Genomic DNA, 15,883 nt, shown 5'->3' with positions numbered 1-15,883 from the left:
CGGGGCGGCCGTCCGTTGAAATGCGAGTATCGCGCCGCCTAGGAGCGGCGCCACCACTGGAGCTCGGCGCGACTTCGCATGCCCACCAGGGTAGCCGCCCGAACCAAGATCACGCAACGCGGCTCGCCAGGCCCGGCTTCACGCGGATGGCCTCGAACGGCTAGCTTCTCCGGTCATGGGGCTCCCCTTACCGGCGTGGCGATCGGTCACGTCCATCGCCGTCGCGTTGTTCGCCATTCTGCTGTCCGTCAGCCCTCGTTACGGCTATCACCGTGACGAGCTCTACTTCCGCTACCTGTCCGACCATCTCGACTGGGGGTACGTCGACCAGCCGCCGCTGACGCCGCTGCTGGTCAGGGCGTTCAGAGTGGTGTTCGGCGACTCGTTGCTCGCGTTCCGGCTGCTGCCCGCCCTGGCCGCGGCGGTCCTGGTGGTGCTGGTGGCGCTCATCGCGCGCGAGCTGGGCGGCGGCGGCCCGGCGCAGGTGCTGTCGGCGTTCGGCGTCGCCACCGGCGCCTACACCCTCATCCTGGGCCACACCGTGCTGACCGCCAGCCTCGACCTGCCGTTCTGGGCGGCGGGCATCCTGTTCGCGCTGAAGGCGCTGCTGCGCGGGCAGCCCCGGTGGTGGATGGCCGTCGGCCTGGTCCTGGGGCTGGCGACGTACAACAAGTATCTGATCGTGATGCTGGTGCTGGGGCTGGCCGCCGGGCTGGCGCTGGCGGGGCCGCGCCGGACGCTGATCAGCCCCTGGCTGTGGGCGGGAGCGGTGATCGCGCTGGCGCTCGCCGCGCCCAACCTGATCTACCAGGCCACCCATGACTGGCCGCAGGTGACGATGGCGGGGGCGCTCGGCGAGAACAAGGGCGGCGAGATGCGGGTGCTGTTCGTGCCCATGCAGCTGATCCTGTTCGGGCCGGTGGTGTCGGTGATCGGCGCCTTCGGCTGGTGGCGGCTGTGGCGCGACCGCCGGGTGCGGGCGCTGGCCGTGGCCTACCCCGTCATCGCCGTGGTGACGCTGGTCAGCGGCGGCCGCTTCGACTACCCGGCGGGGCTCATCCTGCTGCTGTTCGCGGCGGGGTGCGTGAGCGCGGAGCAGGCGGGGATCGACCGCGCGCGGCAGGCGAGGGCGTCGCTGGTGTTCAACGGCCTGGGCTCGGCGCTGCTCGCGCTGCCGCTCATCCCGGTCGGGGGCCTGGCCGCCACCCCCGTGCCCGCGATCAACGAGGTGGCGCGCGAGTCGGTCGGCTGGCCGGAGTTCGACGCCGCCGTGCTCGGCGTGCTGCGCTCGCTGCCGCCGGACGAGCAGGCGCGGGCGGTGATCGTGACCGGCAACTACGGCGAGCACGGCTCACTCGTACGCGCGGGCCTGCCGCGCGTCCACTCCGGGCACAACCAGCTCTGGGCGTACGGCCCGCCCCCCGAGTCGGGCACCGTCGCCATCCTGGTGAACACCGGCCGGCGCGAGTATTTCGACACCTGCGAGCCCCGGGCGCGGGTGGACAACGGCGTCGGGATCGACAACGAGGAGCAGGGCACGACCGTCTGGCTGTGCCGGGGGCTCCGGCAGCCGTGGAGCGTCCTCTGGCCGCACTTCCGGCATTTCAGCTGAACACCCCGGGCTATCGCATCCCTGGAGGCATCTGTTACTGGTAGGACATGCGACGCGTACGGCTCCAGCGTGACCTCCCCGTGCGGATGCCCGACGGTGTGACCCTGCTGGCCGACCGCTACGCCCCCGAGGGGGCGGAGCGGCCGCCGACCATCCTGATCCGCTCGCCGTACGGCAGGCGCGGCCTGTTCGGCTGGATGTACGGCCGGGGGTTCGCCCGCCACGGGTTCCAGGTCGTGATCCAGAGCTGCCGGGGCGGTTTCGGCTCCGGCGGGCGACTCGACCCGCTGGGCGACGAGCGCGACGACGGCCTGGCCACCCTCGCCTGGCTGCGCGGGCAGCCCTGGTACGGCGGGTCGCTGGCCATGTTCGGCCCCTCCTACCTCGGCTACACGCAGTGGGCCGTGGCGGCCGAGGCCGGTCCCGAGCTGAAGGCGATGGCCACCCAGATCACCGCCTCGCAGTTCAGGGACGCCGCCTACGTGGGCGGCGCGTTCGCGCTGGAGTCGGTGCTGAGCTGGACGACGCTGACCGACGTCATGTCGCGCCGGTTCGGCGGCACGGCCGTGCTGACCGCGCCCCGGCTGACCCGCCGGGCCGTGCTGTCGGGGCGGCCGGTGGCGGAGCTGGACCTGGTGTCGGCCGGGCGGCCGCTGCGCTTCTACCAGGATCTGCTGGCCCACCACGCCGAGCCGGCCGCGCCGTACTGGGATAAGCGTGACTTCTCGCCCAAGGTGGGTGAGGTCCAGGCAGCAGTCACCATGCTGGGCGGCTGGTACGACGTGTTCCTGCCGTGGCAGCTGAAGGACTACCTGGCGATGCGGGCCGCCGGGCACCGGCCCCACCTGACGATCGGCCCCTGGTACCACATCGACAGGCGGCACGGGCGGCCGTCGACGGCCGAGGCGCTGGCCTGGTTCCGGGCCCACCTGATGGGCGACTCCGGGCTGCGCGAGCAGCCGGTGCGGCTGTACGTGACGGGAGCCCAGGAGTGGCGTGACTACCCCGACTGGCCGGTGCCCGGCGTGCGGACCCAGCGCTGGCACCTGCGGCCGAGGTTCGGGCTGGGCGCCGGCGACCCCGTCGAGTCGGAGCCCGACCGCTTCCGCTACCACCCGGAGCATCCGACGCCGGTGATCGGCGGGCCGGTGCTGCTGGCCGACTCCCGGCCGCGCGACCAGCGGCGCCTGGAGGCCCGGCGCGACGTGCTGGTCTACAGCTCTCCCACCCTGACCTCCGACCTGGAGATGATCGGCCCGGTCTCCGCCGAGCTGTTCGTCCGCTCCAGCACCCCGTACGTGGACGTGGTGGTGCGGCTGTGCGACGTGCACCCGGACGGCAGGTCGTTCAACCTGGCCGAGGGCGTGCGGCGGCTCGGCCCCGGTGACACCGGTGACGCCGACGGCGTGCGCCGGGTCGCGGTGGACCTGTGGCCGGTCGGGCACCGGTTCCGGCGCGGCCACCGGATCCGGGTGCACGTCGCCGCGGGCGCCTACCCGACGATCGCCCGCAACCCTGGCACCGGCGCTCCGTTCGCTGACGGCGGCCCGATGGTGCCCGCCGACGTCGAGGTCTTCCACTCCCCCGCCCGCCCGTCCGCCGTGCTGCTGCCGCTGTGCGCGCCGCGCGGCTGATGTCGCTGGTCCTGCTGCTGCAGGGCCGGGGCGGGATGACGGCGGCCGAGCTGGCCCGGGAGCTGGAGGTGTCGGAACGTACCGTGCACCGCGACGTGCTGGCGCTGGCCGAGGCGGGCGTGCCGGTCTACGCCGACCGGGGACGCGGCGGCGGTTACCGGCTGCTCGACGGCTACCGGACCCGGCTGACCGGGCTGGACCGGGCCGAGGCCGAGGCGTTGTTCCTGTCAGGGGTGCCCGGGGCGCTGCGCGAGATGGGGCTGCAGGAGGTGGCGGCGACCGCCCGGCTGAAGGCCGCCGCCGCGCTCTCGCCCGGCCTGCGCGACGCCCCCGCGACCGCCGCGCAGCGCTTCCACCTCGACGCCCCCGGCTGGTTCGCGGGCGACGACCCGCCGCCTGCCGCGCTCGCGCCGCTGGCCAGGGCCGTGTGGAAGGACCGCCTGGTCACCGCCGCCTACAAGGAGCGGACGCGGACGCTGGAGCCGTACGGGCTCGTGCTCAAGGCGGGCGCCTGGTATCTGGCGGCCCGCTCGCGGTCGAGATTCCTGATCTTCCGGGTGGACCGGTTCGGGCCGGTCGAGGTCGGCGACACCGGCTTCGACCGGGACACCGGCTTCGACCTGGCCGCGTTCTGGGCCGAGCAGGCGAACTGGTTCACCCGGTCGCTGCTGCGGACCGAGATCACGCTGCGGCTCAGCCCGCGCGGGGTGCGCCTGCTCCGTCACATCGCCGACCCGGCCGCCCTGGCCGCCGCCCTGGACTCGCTCCAGCCCGACGGCACCGTACGGCTCGCGGTCGAGTCGGACGAGGTGGCCTTCGGGCAGGTGCTGAGGTTCGGCCCGGAGGCCGAGGTGCTCGCGCCGCCGGAACTGCGGGCTGCGGTCGCCGAGGCCGCCACCCGCATGGCCGGCCTGTACGGAACCGGTCAGGCCCGCACGGCCGGCTGGCGGTGGTCGTCCCGATCGCCGGGCCGGTCGCCAGGGCGGTCGGCTTAAGGCCTCATCGGTGGTCCCAGGCCGGTCGGCTTAGGGCCTCATCGATCGTCCGCCGGACCGGTCGGCTTCCGGCCTCATCGGTAGTCCGCCGGGTCGGGGGCGACGCCCTTCTCCGCGGTGTCCGTGAGGTAGCCGACGTCCGTGAGGTACCTCCACACCTGGGGCCGGCTGCCGTCCACGTCGGTGAACCCGTACGCCAGGGCCAGTTCCTCGCTGGAGACCGACCGGCCCGACCAGCGCCGCCGGTCGGGGTCGGCGGCGAGCGCGGCGACGGCCCGGCCGGTGTAGGCGGGGGTCTCGGAGACCGCGAACGCGGCGTCGGCGCCCTTGGCGACCGCGTCTCGCCAGGTGTCCTCGGTGACGCCGAAGTGCTCCAGCATCGCCTCGGAGCGCAGGAAGCCGGGCGAGACGGCCACCGCGGTGCCGCCGTGCGGGCGCAGCTCGTGGGCCTGGGCGAACGCCAGCCGGTTGACCGCCATCTTGGCCAGGTCGTAGACGAGCGACTCGCGGTAGCGGGTGACGTTGAAGTCCCAGGTGCCGTCGGTCACCTCCACGACCAGGCCGTCGCCGCCCTTGATCAGCAGCGGCAGCAGGTGGTGGCTGGTGATGATGTGGGTGTCGATGCCCAGCCTGAGCAGCCGCAGCCCCTTGTCCAGATCCTGCTCCCAGATCGGCGTGTTCCAGTTCCACAGGGAGTCGGCTCCCCAGACGTCGTTGACCAGCACGTCCAGGCGCCCCTGCTCACTCTCGATCCGCTCGGCCAGCGCCTTGACCTGGTCGCTTTCCAGATGGTCCACCTGGACCGCGATGCCGGTGCCGCCAGCCGCGGTGACCAGCTCGGCGGTCTCCTCGATCGTCTCGGACCGGTTCATCTCCGAACGCCGCTCGCGGGTCGTCCTGCCGGTGCAGTAGACGGTCGCGCCGATCGCGCCCAGCTCGCGCGCTATTCCTCGTCCCGTGCCGCGGGTCGCTCCCGCTACCAGTGCAATCATGCCGGCGATCCTGCCCGGTAAAGAGGACATCTCATGTCATGTTTTTTGCCTGCACCCTGTGATAAGTACGTAGTTACTATGAACAGCGAATTCGAGCTTCGCGGGGTCAACCACATCGCTCTGGTCTGCTCGGACATGAAGCAGACCGTCGACTTCTACTCCGGTGTCCTGGGCATGCCGCTCATCAAGACGATCGAGCTGCCGATGGGCTGGGGCCAGCACTTCTTCTTCGACTGCGGCGGCGGCAACGCGCTGGCGTTCTTCTGGTTCCCAGACGCGCCGGAGGGCGTGCCGGGCGTCTCCGCGCCGAAGAACCTGCCCGACCGGGGCGAGCTGGTGTCGGCCGTCGGGTCGATGAACCACATCGCCTTCGACGTGCCCCCCGAGCGGATCGAGGAGTACCGCGACCGCCTGCTCGCCAAGGGCATCGACGTGGGCGTACTGCTCAACCACGACGACAGCGAGTTCGGGGTGGCGCCGAAGATGCACGACGGGGTGTTCGTCCGGTCCATCTACTTCAAGGACCCCGACGGCGTGCTGGTGGAGTTCGCCGCCTGGACCCGCCCTGTCGGGCAGCCGGGCGACGTGCGGCACGAGCCCAGGACCGCCGCCGACAGGACCGTCTGATGCCGAGGCTGCGCCAGGTGCCGCGCGAGGAGATGACCGACCCGGTGGTCACCTTCTTCAACGACCGGCTGTTCGAGCCCGGCAGGCAGGGCACGGCGACCGGCTCGCCCGGCGACTGGTGGACGGTGTTCGCGCTCGACCCGGCGATCTTCCGGCACTGCGTCAAGGGCTTCCAGCTCTACCGCGAGTCCAGCCTCGACCCGGTGCTGCGCGAGCTCGGCCAGATCAGGGCCGGATGGGCGCGGCAGAGCCAGTTCGTCTACTCCCAGCACTGCAAGCAGCTGCGGGCCCTCGGCCAGCCCGAGGAGAAGATCGAGGCGATCGCCCACTGGGGGGTCAGCGACCTGTTCGACGAGCCGGAACGCGCCGTGCTCGCCTACACCGACGCGCTCGTGCTCGACGGCGGCCGGGTGCACGACGAGGTGTTCGCGGCGCTCAAACGGCACCTGCCGGACGAGCAGATCCTGGAGCTGACCTACATCACCTGCCTGTACGAGATGCACGCGACGATGGCGCGGGCCCTGCGGCTGGAGTTCGACGACCGGCCCGACCCGATCGTGGAGGTGCCGGCGCCCGACGGGTACGGCGCCCGCGACATCTCCGAAGACCTGACCGGCCGCCCGGCGACCTGACGCGTCACGCGCCCGCTCGGCCCGGGGCGAGGTGACCCGGATCAAGCGGGCGCGTCAGGGCGCCCGGAATCGAGGTGACCTCGGCCGCGGCGGGGCGCCTTCAGGGGCGGCCCGAGTCGAGGTAGCCGGGGTTGGCGACCAGCAGCTTGGCCCGCACGGCCTGCTTCAGCAGCGGGGCGAGCGTGTCGTCGCCGTCGAGTCCGCCCTCGCGGATCGCGGCGGCCAGCTCGGCGTCGGAGGCGACACCGAGCGCCTCCAGGCGGGCGGCGTGCTCCCCCGCCTGGGCGGGCCCGAGTTCGAGCTCCCGCTCGACCATGCCCAGCACGTTGATCGCCACCCGGGCGTGGAAGCGCACCCGGCCGTCCACCGCCGGCAGCACATCCGAGGCCAGGAAGTCGCGCACCGCGGCCACCAGCTGCGCGGCCGTCGGCACGTCGTGCGGCCCGCTCGCCGGGGACTCCGCGTCCAGCGCCATAAGGGACCCCTTATCCGTTGACCCAGCAACGATTTTCGGCTGAGATCCTCTCATGAGCTTCGCCGTTCCCGACAGCGTCCGCCCGATCCGCGACGCCGTCCACACGTTCATGACCGAGCGGGTCGAGCCGGCGGAGGCCGTGCTGCACGAGGGCGGCCCGGCCGCCGCCGAGGCGCTCGGCGAGCTGCAGCGGGAGGCGAAGAAGGAAGGCCTGTGGGCGCTCGGCCACCCGCGCGAGCTCGGCGGCGGCGGGCTGCCGTTCCTCGACTACGTGTACGTCAACGAGGTGCAGGGCCGCAGCGAGTTCGGGCAGCTCGCGCTCGGCACGTTCACTCTGCAGGACTCGCTCATGCTGAACGAGCACGCCTCCTCCGAGCAGCGCGAGCGCTACCTGGAGCCGCTGGTGCGCGGCGACATCTGGCCGAGCTTCGCGATGACCGAGCCGGCCGTGTCGAGCAGCGACCCCACCCAGCTGCGGACGTCGGCCGTGCTCGACGGCGACGAATGGGTGATCAACGGGCACAAGTGGTTCACGACCGGCGCGTCACGGGCCGCGTACACGACCGTGATGTGCCGCACCGAGCAGGACGCGCCACCGCACCTGGCCTTCTCCATGATCCTGGTGCCGACCGACACGCCGGGCTACACCATCGTGCGTGACACCCCGGTGCTCGGCCTCGACGGCGCGCACTGCGAGGTCCGCTACGAGGACGTCCGGGTGCCCGCGGGCAACCTGCTCGGCCCGCGCGGCCAGGGCTTCGTCATCGCGCAGAAACGGCTCGGGCCAGGCCGGATCTTCCACTGCATGCGCTGGCTCGGGCAGGCGCAGCGGGCCTTCGACCTGATGTGCCGCAGGCTGCACGAACGCACCGCCTTCGGCGAGCCGCTGGCCAAGAAGCAGCTCATGCGCCAGCACGTGTTCGACTCCTACACCGAGATCCAGGCGGCCCGGCTGCTCACCCTGCACGCCGCGCAGGCCGTCGACGCCGGCTCCGACGCCCGCGTCGAGATCGGCGCGATCAAGGTGGTGGGCGCGCGCACGCTGCACAACGTGATCGACCGGGCCATCCAGGTGTACGGCGCCATGGGGCTGACCGGCGACACCCCGCTCGACCGGATGTACCGCCACGCCCGGGCCGGCCGGATCTACGACGGCCCGGACGAGGTGCACATCGACTCGGTGGGCCGGCGCGTCCTCGGCGTCTACGCGGCGGGCGGCAACTGGGAGTTCGGCCTCCGTTGACCATCGCACGTGCTCGCCGGGGCCAGGCCGTGACGGCCGGTCGCGGGCGGGCGTTCGGAAGGGGAGGAGGCCGGCGTGGGTGACCTGGCGGACGCTCGGCCGCGCGACGACGGCTTCGACACCGAGGCACTGGTGCGCGAGGTGTTCGGGACGGGGGCGACGGTCGCCTTCGCCGCCCGGCTGCCCGGCGGGGCGTCCCGCGAGACGTGGGCGCTGGACGCGGTCACGCCGGACGGCCAGCGGCACGAGCTGATCCTGCGCCTCGACTCCCCCGGCGCGCCGCTCGACGCGGGCGCGCCCCTGGCCGCCGAGGCGACGCTGATGCGGGCCGCCCTCGACGCGGGCGTGCCGGTGCCCCAGGTCGTCGCGGCGGCGGGGCCGTACATCCTGATGACGCGCGTCGCCGGGGAGACCATCCCGCGCCGGATCCTCCGGGACGAGGCGTACGCCGAGGTCCGGCCGAGGCTGGCGGCGCAGTGCGGGCAGGCGCTGGCCGCGATCCACCGGATGCCCGTGTCGGCACTCCCCCCGCCCCCGGCGGGGACGCGGGAGGAGGACCCGCTGCGGCAGTGGCGGGATCTGCTGGACCTGACGGGTGAGCCACATCCGGTGTTCGAACTGGCGCTGCGGCGACTGGCGGCGAACCGGCCGCCGGGCGGGCGGCGGACGGTGGTGCACGGCGACTTCCGCAACGGCAACCTGATCATCGGCCCGGACGGCATCAGGGCGGTGCTGGACTGGGAACTGGCCCACGCCGGCGACCCGATCGAGGACCTCGGCTGGCTGTGCGTGAAGGCGTGGCGGTTCGGCTCGCCGCTGCCGGTGGGCGGGTTCGGCGGCTACGACGACCTCGTCACCGCGTACGAGAAGGCGGGCGGGCTGCCGGTGGACCCCGAGGCGCTGCGCTGGTGGGAGGCGTTCGGCGTGCTCAAGTGGGGGATCATCTGCGTCATGCAGACCATGCGGCACCTGCGCGGCGGCGCCGGGTCGGTGGAGCTGGCGGCGATCGGGCGCCGGGTCTGCGAGAACGAGTGGGACCTGCTGGAGCTGCTCGGGTGAAAACCCGTTGCGATCGGTGTGCGCGCCGCGCACGCTGACTGGAATCAGCCCGCTGTCCAGCGTGGAGTACCTGCTCGGGCTGATGCTGTTCTCGCTGGGCAAGGTGGTGTTCGCCGTCGCGGTGATGGCGGACTGACAGGGCTTGCCCGGCCACCGGGCGGGTGCGGCCGGGCGCCGTTCACCGCTTTCTGATCGATCTCAGGCGGTGCGGCGCGAGGGCCGAGAGGACCAGCGACACGCCGATGACGGCGTACAGGCCGGTCGCGCCCGCCAGGGTGCCCGGCGGCTCGCCCACGGACGCCTCCAGCCGCGGCAGGGCGTCCGCCAGGCCCGTCGCGGCGTCGAGGTCGAGCGCGAACAGACCGCCCGCGACGGCCAGCGGCAGCCCGCAGGTCAGCGCCGCCAGGGGCGACAGCCACGGCCACGCGGCGAGCACGGAGACGATGGCCGCCACCACCATGAGGTGGCCGAGCCCCGACGGCCCCGGGCTGAAGGCGGCGTTGGCGGCGCGCAGCCCTCGGGCGCCGGCCTCGGTCAGGTAGTAGACGAGGGGCAGCGCGGCCAGGCCTGCCACGACACCGATCAGATGGCGGATCTCACGGGACACGGCAGCATCGTCCCCCCTGCCGGGCCGTCGCGTGTCACGATCCGGGGACCTGATCCGGGTGCCACCATGACGTGGGGATGATAAGTGTCGCTTTATGGGGATCACACCGAACAGTGGTACAGGTTCTGGCGCCATCACTCCTGATGGGTCCGCGGTGGAGTTCTACCGGCTGATGCGGCCCGACGGCGAGCCCGAGGTCGTCGCCGGGGTGGTGCCGGCGGGGGGTTCGATCCTGGAGTTCGGCTCGGGGGTGGGCCGGGTGACACACCCGCTGGTCGAGCTCGGCTACCGGCTGGTGGCGGTGGACGAGTCGGCCGAGATGCTGGCGTACGTGCGCGGGGCGGAGACCGTACAGGCCCGGATCCAGGACGTGCGGCTCGATCGCCGCTTCGACGCCGTCATGCTGGCCTCCCAGCTCGTGCAGACGGCCGACGAGCAGGACCGGCGGGGGTTGCTGGACGCCTGCGCCCGGCACGTGGCCCCGGACGGCTCCGTGCTGATCCAGTGGATACCGCCGGAGCGGCACGACTCCTGGCAGGCCGGTCAGGGCCGGACCGAGGGCGACCTGACCATCGAGATGGCGGCGGTGGAGGAGGTCTCGCCCGGCCTGGTCAACGCGACCATGCGCTGCACGTACGACGGCAGGGTGTGGACCCAGTCGTTCGCCTCCCGGCGGCTGTCGGACGAGGACCTCTCCGACGCCCTGGCCAGGTCGGGGCTGCGGCTGGAGCGCTTCCTGACCGAGGACCGCACCTGGGTGCTGGCCGTGCCGGCCACCGGGTTTACGTTGTAGATTACTCCGGCGTTTTACTGAATTACTGGTAAATACTGGAACTCCTGTTACGCTCGCGGCCATGAGTGACCGGCTGGACGAGCTTGAGAGGCGGATCGACGAGCTCCGAGCCGGCGTGCGCACGGCGATGCGGGGCAGGGACACCGTCACGGCCAGGGCTCTGCGAGCCGAGCTGCGGGGAGTCGAGCGGGCGTGGGACTCGCTGGTGAGCGGCGTGCCGGAGCCCGGGCCGGACGGTCACGGCGGCACGACCGGCCGCGGCACGGGCTCCGCGCGGGGGGCGGAGTCCCGGCTCGTCACCGTGCGCGAGCAGGTGCACCAGGCGCTGACCCTGCTCGGCGCCCCCGCCCAGCCGAGGTTGATCGTCGCCGTGGGCGAGGCGTTCTTCGGCGGCACGCTCCGGGGCAACCAGCTGACCAGCCTGCGGCGGGACGAGGAGCGCTCGTTCCGTGCCTCGCCGTACGGCAGGCCCTACTACCTGTGCGCGGCGCTGACCGACCGCCTCTCCCCCGCCCGGGGGCTGCTCGCGGTCAGCGCGTGGCCGCCGGCCCGCCGGATGGTGGGCCCGCTCAGCCCCCGCGTCGACTTCCTGACCTGCGCCATCGCGGTGGCGCGGCGGCTGAACGACGATCCGCGAGCGGCCCGGCTGCTGACCAGGATGGCCCGCAACATCCCCGGCGGGAGCCAGGGCGACCTCGGCCCGCCCGACCCCGGCCGGGTGATCGAGGCGGCGGCGGCCGAGCTGGCCGTGCACGCCGAGCGCGACACGCGGGACCGCGACACGCTGGCGAAACGCGCGACCTCGCAGCTCGGTGACGCGGCGCGGCTGTTCGGCGCCGCTACGCTGAGCACCGTCGCCAGGGACACGACCACGGAAGGCGGCCGATGAACCGGCTTGACGCGTTGCGGGGCACCACGCCGCAGCAGCCGCACGACGCGCGGGCGATCGCCGCGCTCGCGGCCAACCCGGGCTGCACGCGCCGGGCGCTGATGGACGGCGCCGGCATCGACAAGGACGCCGCCGCCCGGCACCTGGGCTTTCCCGCGCCGTTCGGCCAGTCGCCGTTCGCGATCACGCGCGGCAACGTGTTCGAGGCGCTGGTCAAGGCCGACGGGTGCGCCGAGCTGCTGCGGATGCTGCGCGAGGTGCTCGGCCTGCCGATCGCCGAGGTGGCCTACCACGACGTGGAGAACGTCGGCGCGCACCTGCGCCACACCCACACGCGGACGCTGTTCGACCGGGCGGCCCGTGACGGGCTCGACGCGGGCACGGTCTACGACCACCCGCTGCTCAGCCTGGAGATCGCCGGGCACACCGCCTACCTGGAGCCCGACGTGGTCGCGTTCCAGGTGGGCGGGAGGTTTCACATCGTGGAGATCAAGTCGTTCGCGGTGATCGACGGGCAGGCCGACCCGGCGGCGGTGGCGGCCGCGGCCCGGCAGGCGGCCGTCTACGTGCTGGCGCTGCGGCGGCTGCTCGAGGAGCTGGGCCACGACCCGCTGCGGGTGGCGCACGACGTGGTGCTGGTCTGCCCGGAGAACTTCGCCAACCGGCCCGTCGCGACGCTGGTCGACGTGCGCAGGCAGCTGGCCGTGTTGCGGCGGCAGCTGTCGCGGATGACCGGGCTCGACCGCCTGGTGGCCGAACTGCCCGGCGATCTGTCGTTCGACCTGCTGCCGGGAGAGGACGGGCTGCCCACCCGCCCGGCCGCCGAGCTGGCCGACGCGCTGCGCCGGGCCACCGCCCGCTACGCGCCCGACTGCCTGTCCACCTGCGACCTGTGCTTCTTCTGCCGTGACGAGGCCCGGCAGGAGGGCGCCTCCGACCTGCTGGGCCGCCAGGTCCGCGACGAGCTGGGCGGCGTCGCCTCGGTCGCCGAGGCGCTCGGGCTGGCCGACGGCACCCGGGATCCGGCCGAGGGCCAGGAGGAGATCGCCCGCCTGCTCCGCAACGCCGAGCGGCTGCGCCGGGAGTGCCTGGCATGACGGTCGCGAGCGTCCGGGGGCGGCGCCTGTGAGCCTGCTCACCTCTCTGGCCCGGCTGCGGGCTCTCGACGAGGGCGTCGCGCAGCCGATCGCGACCGTCCGGCACTGCCACCTGTCGGCGCGGCCGATGGTGTTCATCCCGCTGAAGCTGTCCGGTGAGGCCGCCGCGCCGCTGGCCGCGATGCTCGGCACCGACCGCGCCGCGCCCCACCTGCTCGTCGTGACCCAGCCGCGCAACCGCGATCTGCGTTTCGCCTGGGCCGCCGAGCTGGCCGGGCTGCTGGTGCCGTACGTCGAGGGGTTCCTGAGCGCCACCGAGACGGTGGAGCGCCGGAGCGCCGACCCGTACGAGCGGGTGCTGGACGCGCCGCAGCTGATCGTGCCGAACCCGGCGGGCGTGGCGTTCACCCGGCTGCTCGGCCGGTCGACGCGCTTCCGCCGCCCCGACGGGCCCTATCCGGTGCCCGAGAGCGTGCCGGTGCTCGGCCGCTGGCTCACCTACTTCGCCGAGCGCGCCGCCTACCCGGGCTCGTCGCTCACCCTGACGGCGACCGAGGAGCTGGGCCGGCACTGGGCGAGCGGGCAGAGCGGGCTGGAGGACGCCAACCTGGCCGCGCTGACCGGCTGGATCACCGACGGGCCGAGCGACGAGGCGGAGGATCCGCTGATCTGGCCGCCGGCCGGTCCGGCGACGGATCCGGGGTTCGACGCCGAGGTGCTGGCGCCGGCGATCGAGAGCGGGGCGGCCGAGCGCGTCACCGAGGCGCTGCGCGGTCAGCTCGAACCCACCTGGCGGCTCATGTGGCGGGCGATCGACCTGCTGGGCGGCCTGCCCGCGGGCGCGGGTGTCGCGTCGCGATGGGAGCAGGACCGCGGTTCGTTCAGCGGCATGGCCGCACAGCTCGCCGAGGGCGCGCCGCCGCAGGCCCGGCGCGACGGCGCGATCGCCGCCGCCTCCCGGCTGGCCCGCATGGAACGCGCCCAGGCCGCCTACGACGTGCAGCGCGCCTACGACGACCCGCTGGTGATGGCCGAATACCGGCTGACCGGCGAGGCGTTCGCCGGTGAGGTGGTCGAGACCGACCCCGAGCGGGTCGAGGGCGAGGGCCGCTCCCGCAAGCTCCGCCCGTTGGTGGTGATCAAGACCGACGATCCCGTACGGCTCGCGCCGGGCACCGCCCTCGGCACCCCGCAGCGCCGCGAGCAGGGCGCCGAGCTGGTGTCGGCCCGCGACGGGCTGGTCACCGTGAAGATCACCAAGGGTATGGGCCGATCGAAGACGCCGGCCCCCGGCTCGGTGCCCGAGGTGGGCGAGCGGGTCTGCTACACGTCGCTGACCGACGACTTCAAGGGCTCCCCCGGGCTGCCCGAGGCGGAGGCGACGCCGTGGACGCACGGCGGGCCGCCGCCGGAGTACGTGCCTGCCGACGAGGACGCCGTGGAGGAGTGGTCGTGACCACAGGACCGGCCGAGGAGTCGCCCAGGAGCCCCGAGCAGGTGATCCGGGACGTGCTCGCCGACCTGCCCCGGCATCGGGGCGTGGTCGTCGACTCTCCGCCCGGTGCGGGCAAGTCCACGCTGGTGGTGCGGGCGGCGGCGCACCTGGCGGCGACCGGCGAGCCGCTGATGATCGTGGCGCAGACCAACGAGCAGGTCGACGACCTCATCGCCCGGATCTCGGCCGGGCATCCCCGGCTGACCGTGGGGCGGCTGTCGGCGAGCGGCTATGTCCCGCCGCTCCGGATGCTGGAGTTGCCCGGAGTCACGGTCGGCACCCGTGTGCAGGATCTGGGCGATCCCGACATCGTCATCGCGACGGCCGACAAGTGGGCGTGGATCTCCGGCCGGACCTGGCCGTGGGCGATCGTGGACGAGGCCTACCAGATGCGCTCCGACAAGCTGCTGCGCATCGCCGGGCTGTTCGAGCGGGCGCTGTTCGTGGGTGACCCGGGGCAGCTCGACCCGTTCTCGATCGTCGACGGCGACCGCTGGTCCGGCCTGTCGTGGGATCCGCTGCAGAGCGCGGTGTCGGTGCTGCTGCGGCACAATCCCGAGCTGCCGGTGCACCGGCTGCCGGTGTCGTGGCGGCTGCCGGCCTCGGCGGCCCCGGTGGTGTCGCGGGCGTTCTACCCGTTCACCGGGTTCCGTTCGGGCACCGGGCCGGGCGATCGGCGGCTGGAGCTGACCACGGGCGGCATGGGCACCGTGCACGACCGGGCGCTGGAGGAGGCGGCGCGTTCCGGGTGGGCGCTGCTGGAGCTGCCCGACCGGCACACCGTGCGGACCGACGGCGAGGCCGTACAGGCTGTGGCGCTGCTGGCAGCGCGGCTGCTGCAGCGCGGCGCGGTGGCGGGCTCGGAGCAGGGCGAGCGGCCGGTGACGGCCGACCGGATCGCGGTCGGCGCGGCGCACCGCGACCAGGTGGCCGCGATCAAGGCCGCCGGGCTGCCGCCGGAGATCACCGTCGACACCGCCAACCGGCTGCAGGGGCGCGAGTACGACGTGACGATCGTGCTGCACCCGTTGTCGGGGCGGCGCGACGCCACGGCTTTTCACCTGGAGTCGGGGCGGCTGTGCGTGCTGGCCTCGCGGCACCGGCACGCCTGCGTGGTGGTGGCGCGGGCGGGCATCGCCGAGCTGCTCGACGCCCACCCGTCATCCGAGACCGTGCAGCTGGGCGTGCCGGTGAAGTTCCCCGACGGGTGGGAGGCCAACCAGTCGGTGCTCGACCACCTGTCCGCCCACCGGGTCTAGCGGATTCGCCGGAAGCGCCGGCCGGGTGATGGCCATGCACGACGAACGCGGCGGAGCTCCGGCCAGGCTCCGCATCGCCGTCTACGACCTCAGCGGGGAACGGCGCGGGTTCTACACCGGCGTGGGCTCCTTGGACGAGTGGCACACCGTCACCCCGTTCTCGCCGTCGGGCAGGTTCTTCGCCACGTTCGTCCGCTCGGTTGAGAAGGGGGGGCGGATCGGCATCGTGGACGCGTCGACCGGGAAGATCGTCCATCGGATCGGCAAGGACATCCACGCCATCGCCGGTTGGTACGACGACGAGCACGTGATCGTGCGGCGCAAGCGTTCCCGCGAACAGGTCGTCTACCAGTGGGTCCCCCTGTCCGGCGGCGCCGGCTTCGACCTGATCAAGGAGAGGCTGATCCCCGGTCCCGCGGAATACGAGCCGCATCTCGACCGCGTGAACTTCGTCCGCCGCGGCTGACATCTGGC

At 73.3% G+C, this 15,883-nt stretch carries 17 protein-coding genes; 14 read left to right on the top strand and 3 right to left on the bottom strand.

The genetic code is table 11. The annotated features are described in order from the left end of the window. Nucleotides 1-175: 175 nt before the first annotated feature. The 3 genes from AB0I38_RS26295 to AB0I38_RS40435 are packed head-to-tail and all read left to right on the top strand — an operon-like array spanning nt 176 to nt 4,241. Complete coding sequence (locus tag AB0I38_RS26295) at nt 176-1,612, top strand: glycosyltransferase family 39 protein (protein WP_358472522.1); 1,437 nt, start codon at nt 176-178, stop codon at nt 1,610-1,612. A gap of 47 nt (nt 1,613-1,659) precedes the next feature. Continuing rightward, a complete protein-coding gene (locus AB0I38_RS26290; protein WP_358472504.1) occupies nt 1,660-3,246 on the top strand; it encodes a CocE/NonD family hydrolase in 1,587 nt (528 codons plus the stop codon). After that, the gene (locus tag AB0I38_RS40435) at nt 3,228-4,241 is read left to right on the top strand and encodes a helix-turn-helix transcriptional regulator (protein ID WP_436838782.1); all 1,014 of its coding nucleotides are present in this window, start codon (nt 3,228-3,230) and stop codon (nt 4,239-4,241) included. The genes AB0I38_RS26290 and AB0I38_RS40435 overlap by 19 nt, the downstream gene beginning before the upstream one ends. 74 nt (nt 4,242-4,315) lie before the next feature. On the opposite strand, the gene AB0I38_RS26270 is transcribed toward AB0I38_RS40435, so the two are convergent. Next, nucleotides 4,316-5,233, bottom strand: a complete 918-nt coding sequence (locus AB0I38_RS26270) for an SDR family oxidoreductase (RefSeq protein WP_358472499.1) — start codon at nt 5,231-5,233, stop codon at nt 4,316-4,318. A gap of 78 nt (nt 5,234-5,311) precedes the next feature. On the opposite strand from AB0I38_RS26270, the gene AB0I38_RS26265 reads away from it, so the two are divergent. Continuing rightward, nucleotides 5,312-5,860, top strand: coding sequence for a VOC family protein (locus AB0I38_RS26265; RefSeq protein ID WP_189122899.1), 549 nt, complete (start codon nt 5,312-5,314; stop codon nt 5,858-5,860). After that, nucleotides 5,860-6,492, top strand: coding sequence for a carboxymuconolactone decarboxylase family protein (locus AB0I38_RS26260; RefSeq protein WP_358472493.1), 633 nt, complete (start codon nt 5,860-5,862; stop codon nt 6,490-6,492). Before AB0I38_RS26265 ends, AB0I38_RS26260 begins: the two co-directional genes overlap by 1 nt. A 100-nt stretch (nt 6,493-6,592) precedes the next feature. On the opposite strand, the gene AB0I38_RS26255 is transcribed toward AB0I38_RS26260, so the two are convergent. Next, nucleotides 6,593-6,967, bottom strand: coding sequence for a DUF6285 domain-containing protein (locus AB0I38_RS26255; protein ID WP_358472490.1), 375 nt, complete (start codon nt 6,965-6,967; stop codon nt 6,593-6,595). Between the two features lie 52 nt (nt 6,968-7,019). Between AB0I38_RS26255 and AB0I38_RS26250 the strand changes: the two genes are divergently transcribed. From AB0I38_RS26250 to AB0I38_RS26240, 3 genes are all read left to right on the top strand, one after another. Then, nucleotides 7,020-8,210: an acyl-CoA dehydrogenase family protein gene (locus tag AB0I38_RS26250; protein ID WP_358472484.1), complete on the top strand. Its 1,191-nt coding sequence runs from the start codon at nt 7,020-7,022 to the stop codon at nt 8,208-8,210. Between the two features lie 75 nt (nt 8,211-8,285). Continuing rightward, nucleotides 8,286-9,269, top strand: coding sequence for a phosphotransferase family protein (locus AB0I38_RS26245; protein WP_358472479.1), 984 nt, complete (start codon nt 8,286-8,288; stop codon nt 9,267-9,269). A gap of 7 nt (nt 9,270-9,276) precedes the next feature. Beyond that, complete coding sequence (locus AB0I38_RS26240) at nt 9,277-9,405, top strand: hypothetical protein (RefSeq protein WP_358472474.1); 129 nt, start codon at nt 9,277-9,279, stop codon at nt 9,403-9,405. 42 nt (nt 9,406-9,447) lie between these two features. Here AB0I38_RS26240 and AB0I38_RS26235 read toward each other — a convergent pair whose 3' ends face one another. Beyond that, nucleotides 9,448-9,876 (bottom strand): hypothetical protein, encoded by a 429-nt coding sequence (locus AB0I38_RS26235; RefSeq protein WP_358472471.1) that lies wholly within the window; start codon nt 9,874-9,876, stop codon nt 9,448-9,450. A gap of 154 nt (nt 9,877-10,030) precedes the next feature. Between AB0I38_RS26235 and AB0I38_RS26230 the strand changes: the two genes are divergently transcribed. From AB0I38_RS26230 to AB0I38_RS26205, 6 genes are all read left to right on the top strand, one after another. Then, a complete protein-coding gene (locus AB0I38_RS26230) occupies nt 10,031-10,669 on the top strand; it encodes a class I SAM-dependent methyltransferase (protein WP_358472466.1) in 639 nt (212 codons plus the stop codon). Between the two features lie 61 nt (nt 10,670-10,730). After that, complete coding sequence (locus AB0I38_RS26225; protein ID WP_358472462.1) at nt 10,731-11,558, top strand: hypothetical protein; 828 nt, start codon at nt 10,731-10,733, stop codon at nt 11,556-11,558. Further along, entirely contained in the window at nt 11,555-12,655 is a 1,101-nt protein-coding gene (locus tag AB0I38_RS26220; RefSeq protein WP_358472459.1) for a hypothetical protein, read from the top strand. Before AB0I38_RS26225 ends, AB0I38_RS26220 begins: the two co-directional genes overlap by 4 nt. 28 nt (nt 12,656-12,683) lie before the next feature. Beyond that, nucleotides 12,684-14,111, top strand: coding sequence for a hypothetical protein (locus tag AB0I38_RS26215; RefSeq protein WP_358472456.1), 1,428 nt, complete (start codon nt 12,684-12,686; stop codon nt 14,109-14,111). Beyond that, nucleotides 14,108-15,409 carry an AAA family ATPase gene (locus tag AB0I38_RS26210; protein ID WP_358472454.1) on the top strand — a complete coding sequence of 434 codons (1,302 nt, stop codon included), beginning with the start codon at nt 14,108-14,110 and terminating at the stop codon, nt 15,407-15,409. Before AB0I38_RS26215 ends, AB0I38_RS26210 begins: the two co-directional genes overlap by 4 nt. 34 nt (nt 15,410-15,443) lie before the next feature. After that, a complete protein-coding gene (locus AB0I38_RS26205) occupies nt 15,444-15,875 on the top strand; it encodes a hypothetical protein (RefSeq protein WP_358472451.1) in 432 nt (143 codons plus the stop codon). Nucleotides 15,876-15,883 lie beyond the last annotated feature (8 nt).

Origin of the sequence: Nonomuraea cavernae (assembly GCF_040655715.1) — a bacterium.
Lineage (GTDB): Bacteria > Actinomycetota > Actinomycetes > Streptosporangiales > Streptosporangiaceae > Nonomuraea > Nonomuraea cavernae_A.
The sequence above is the reverse complement of the archived record's forward strand: the minus strand, read 5'-3'. Positions and strand labels throughout refer to the sequence as shown.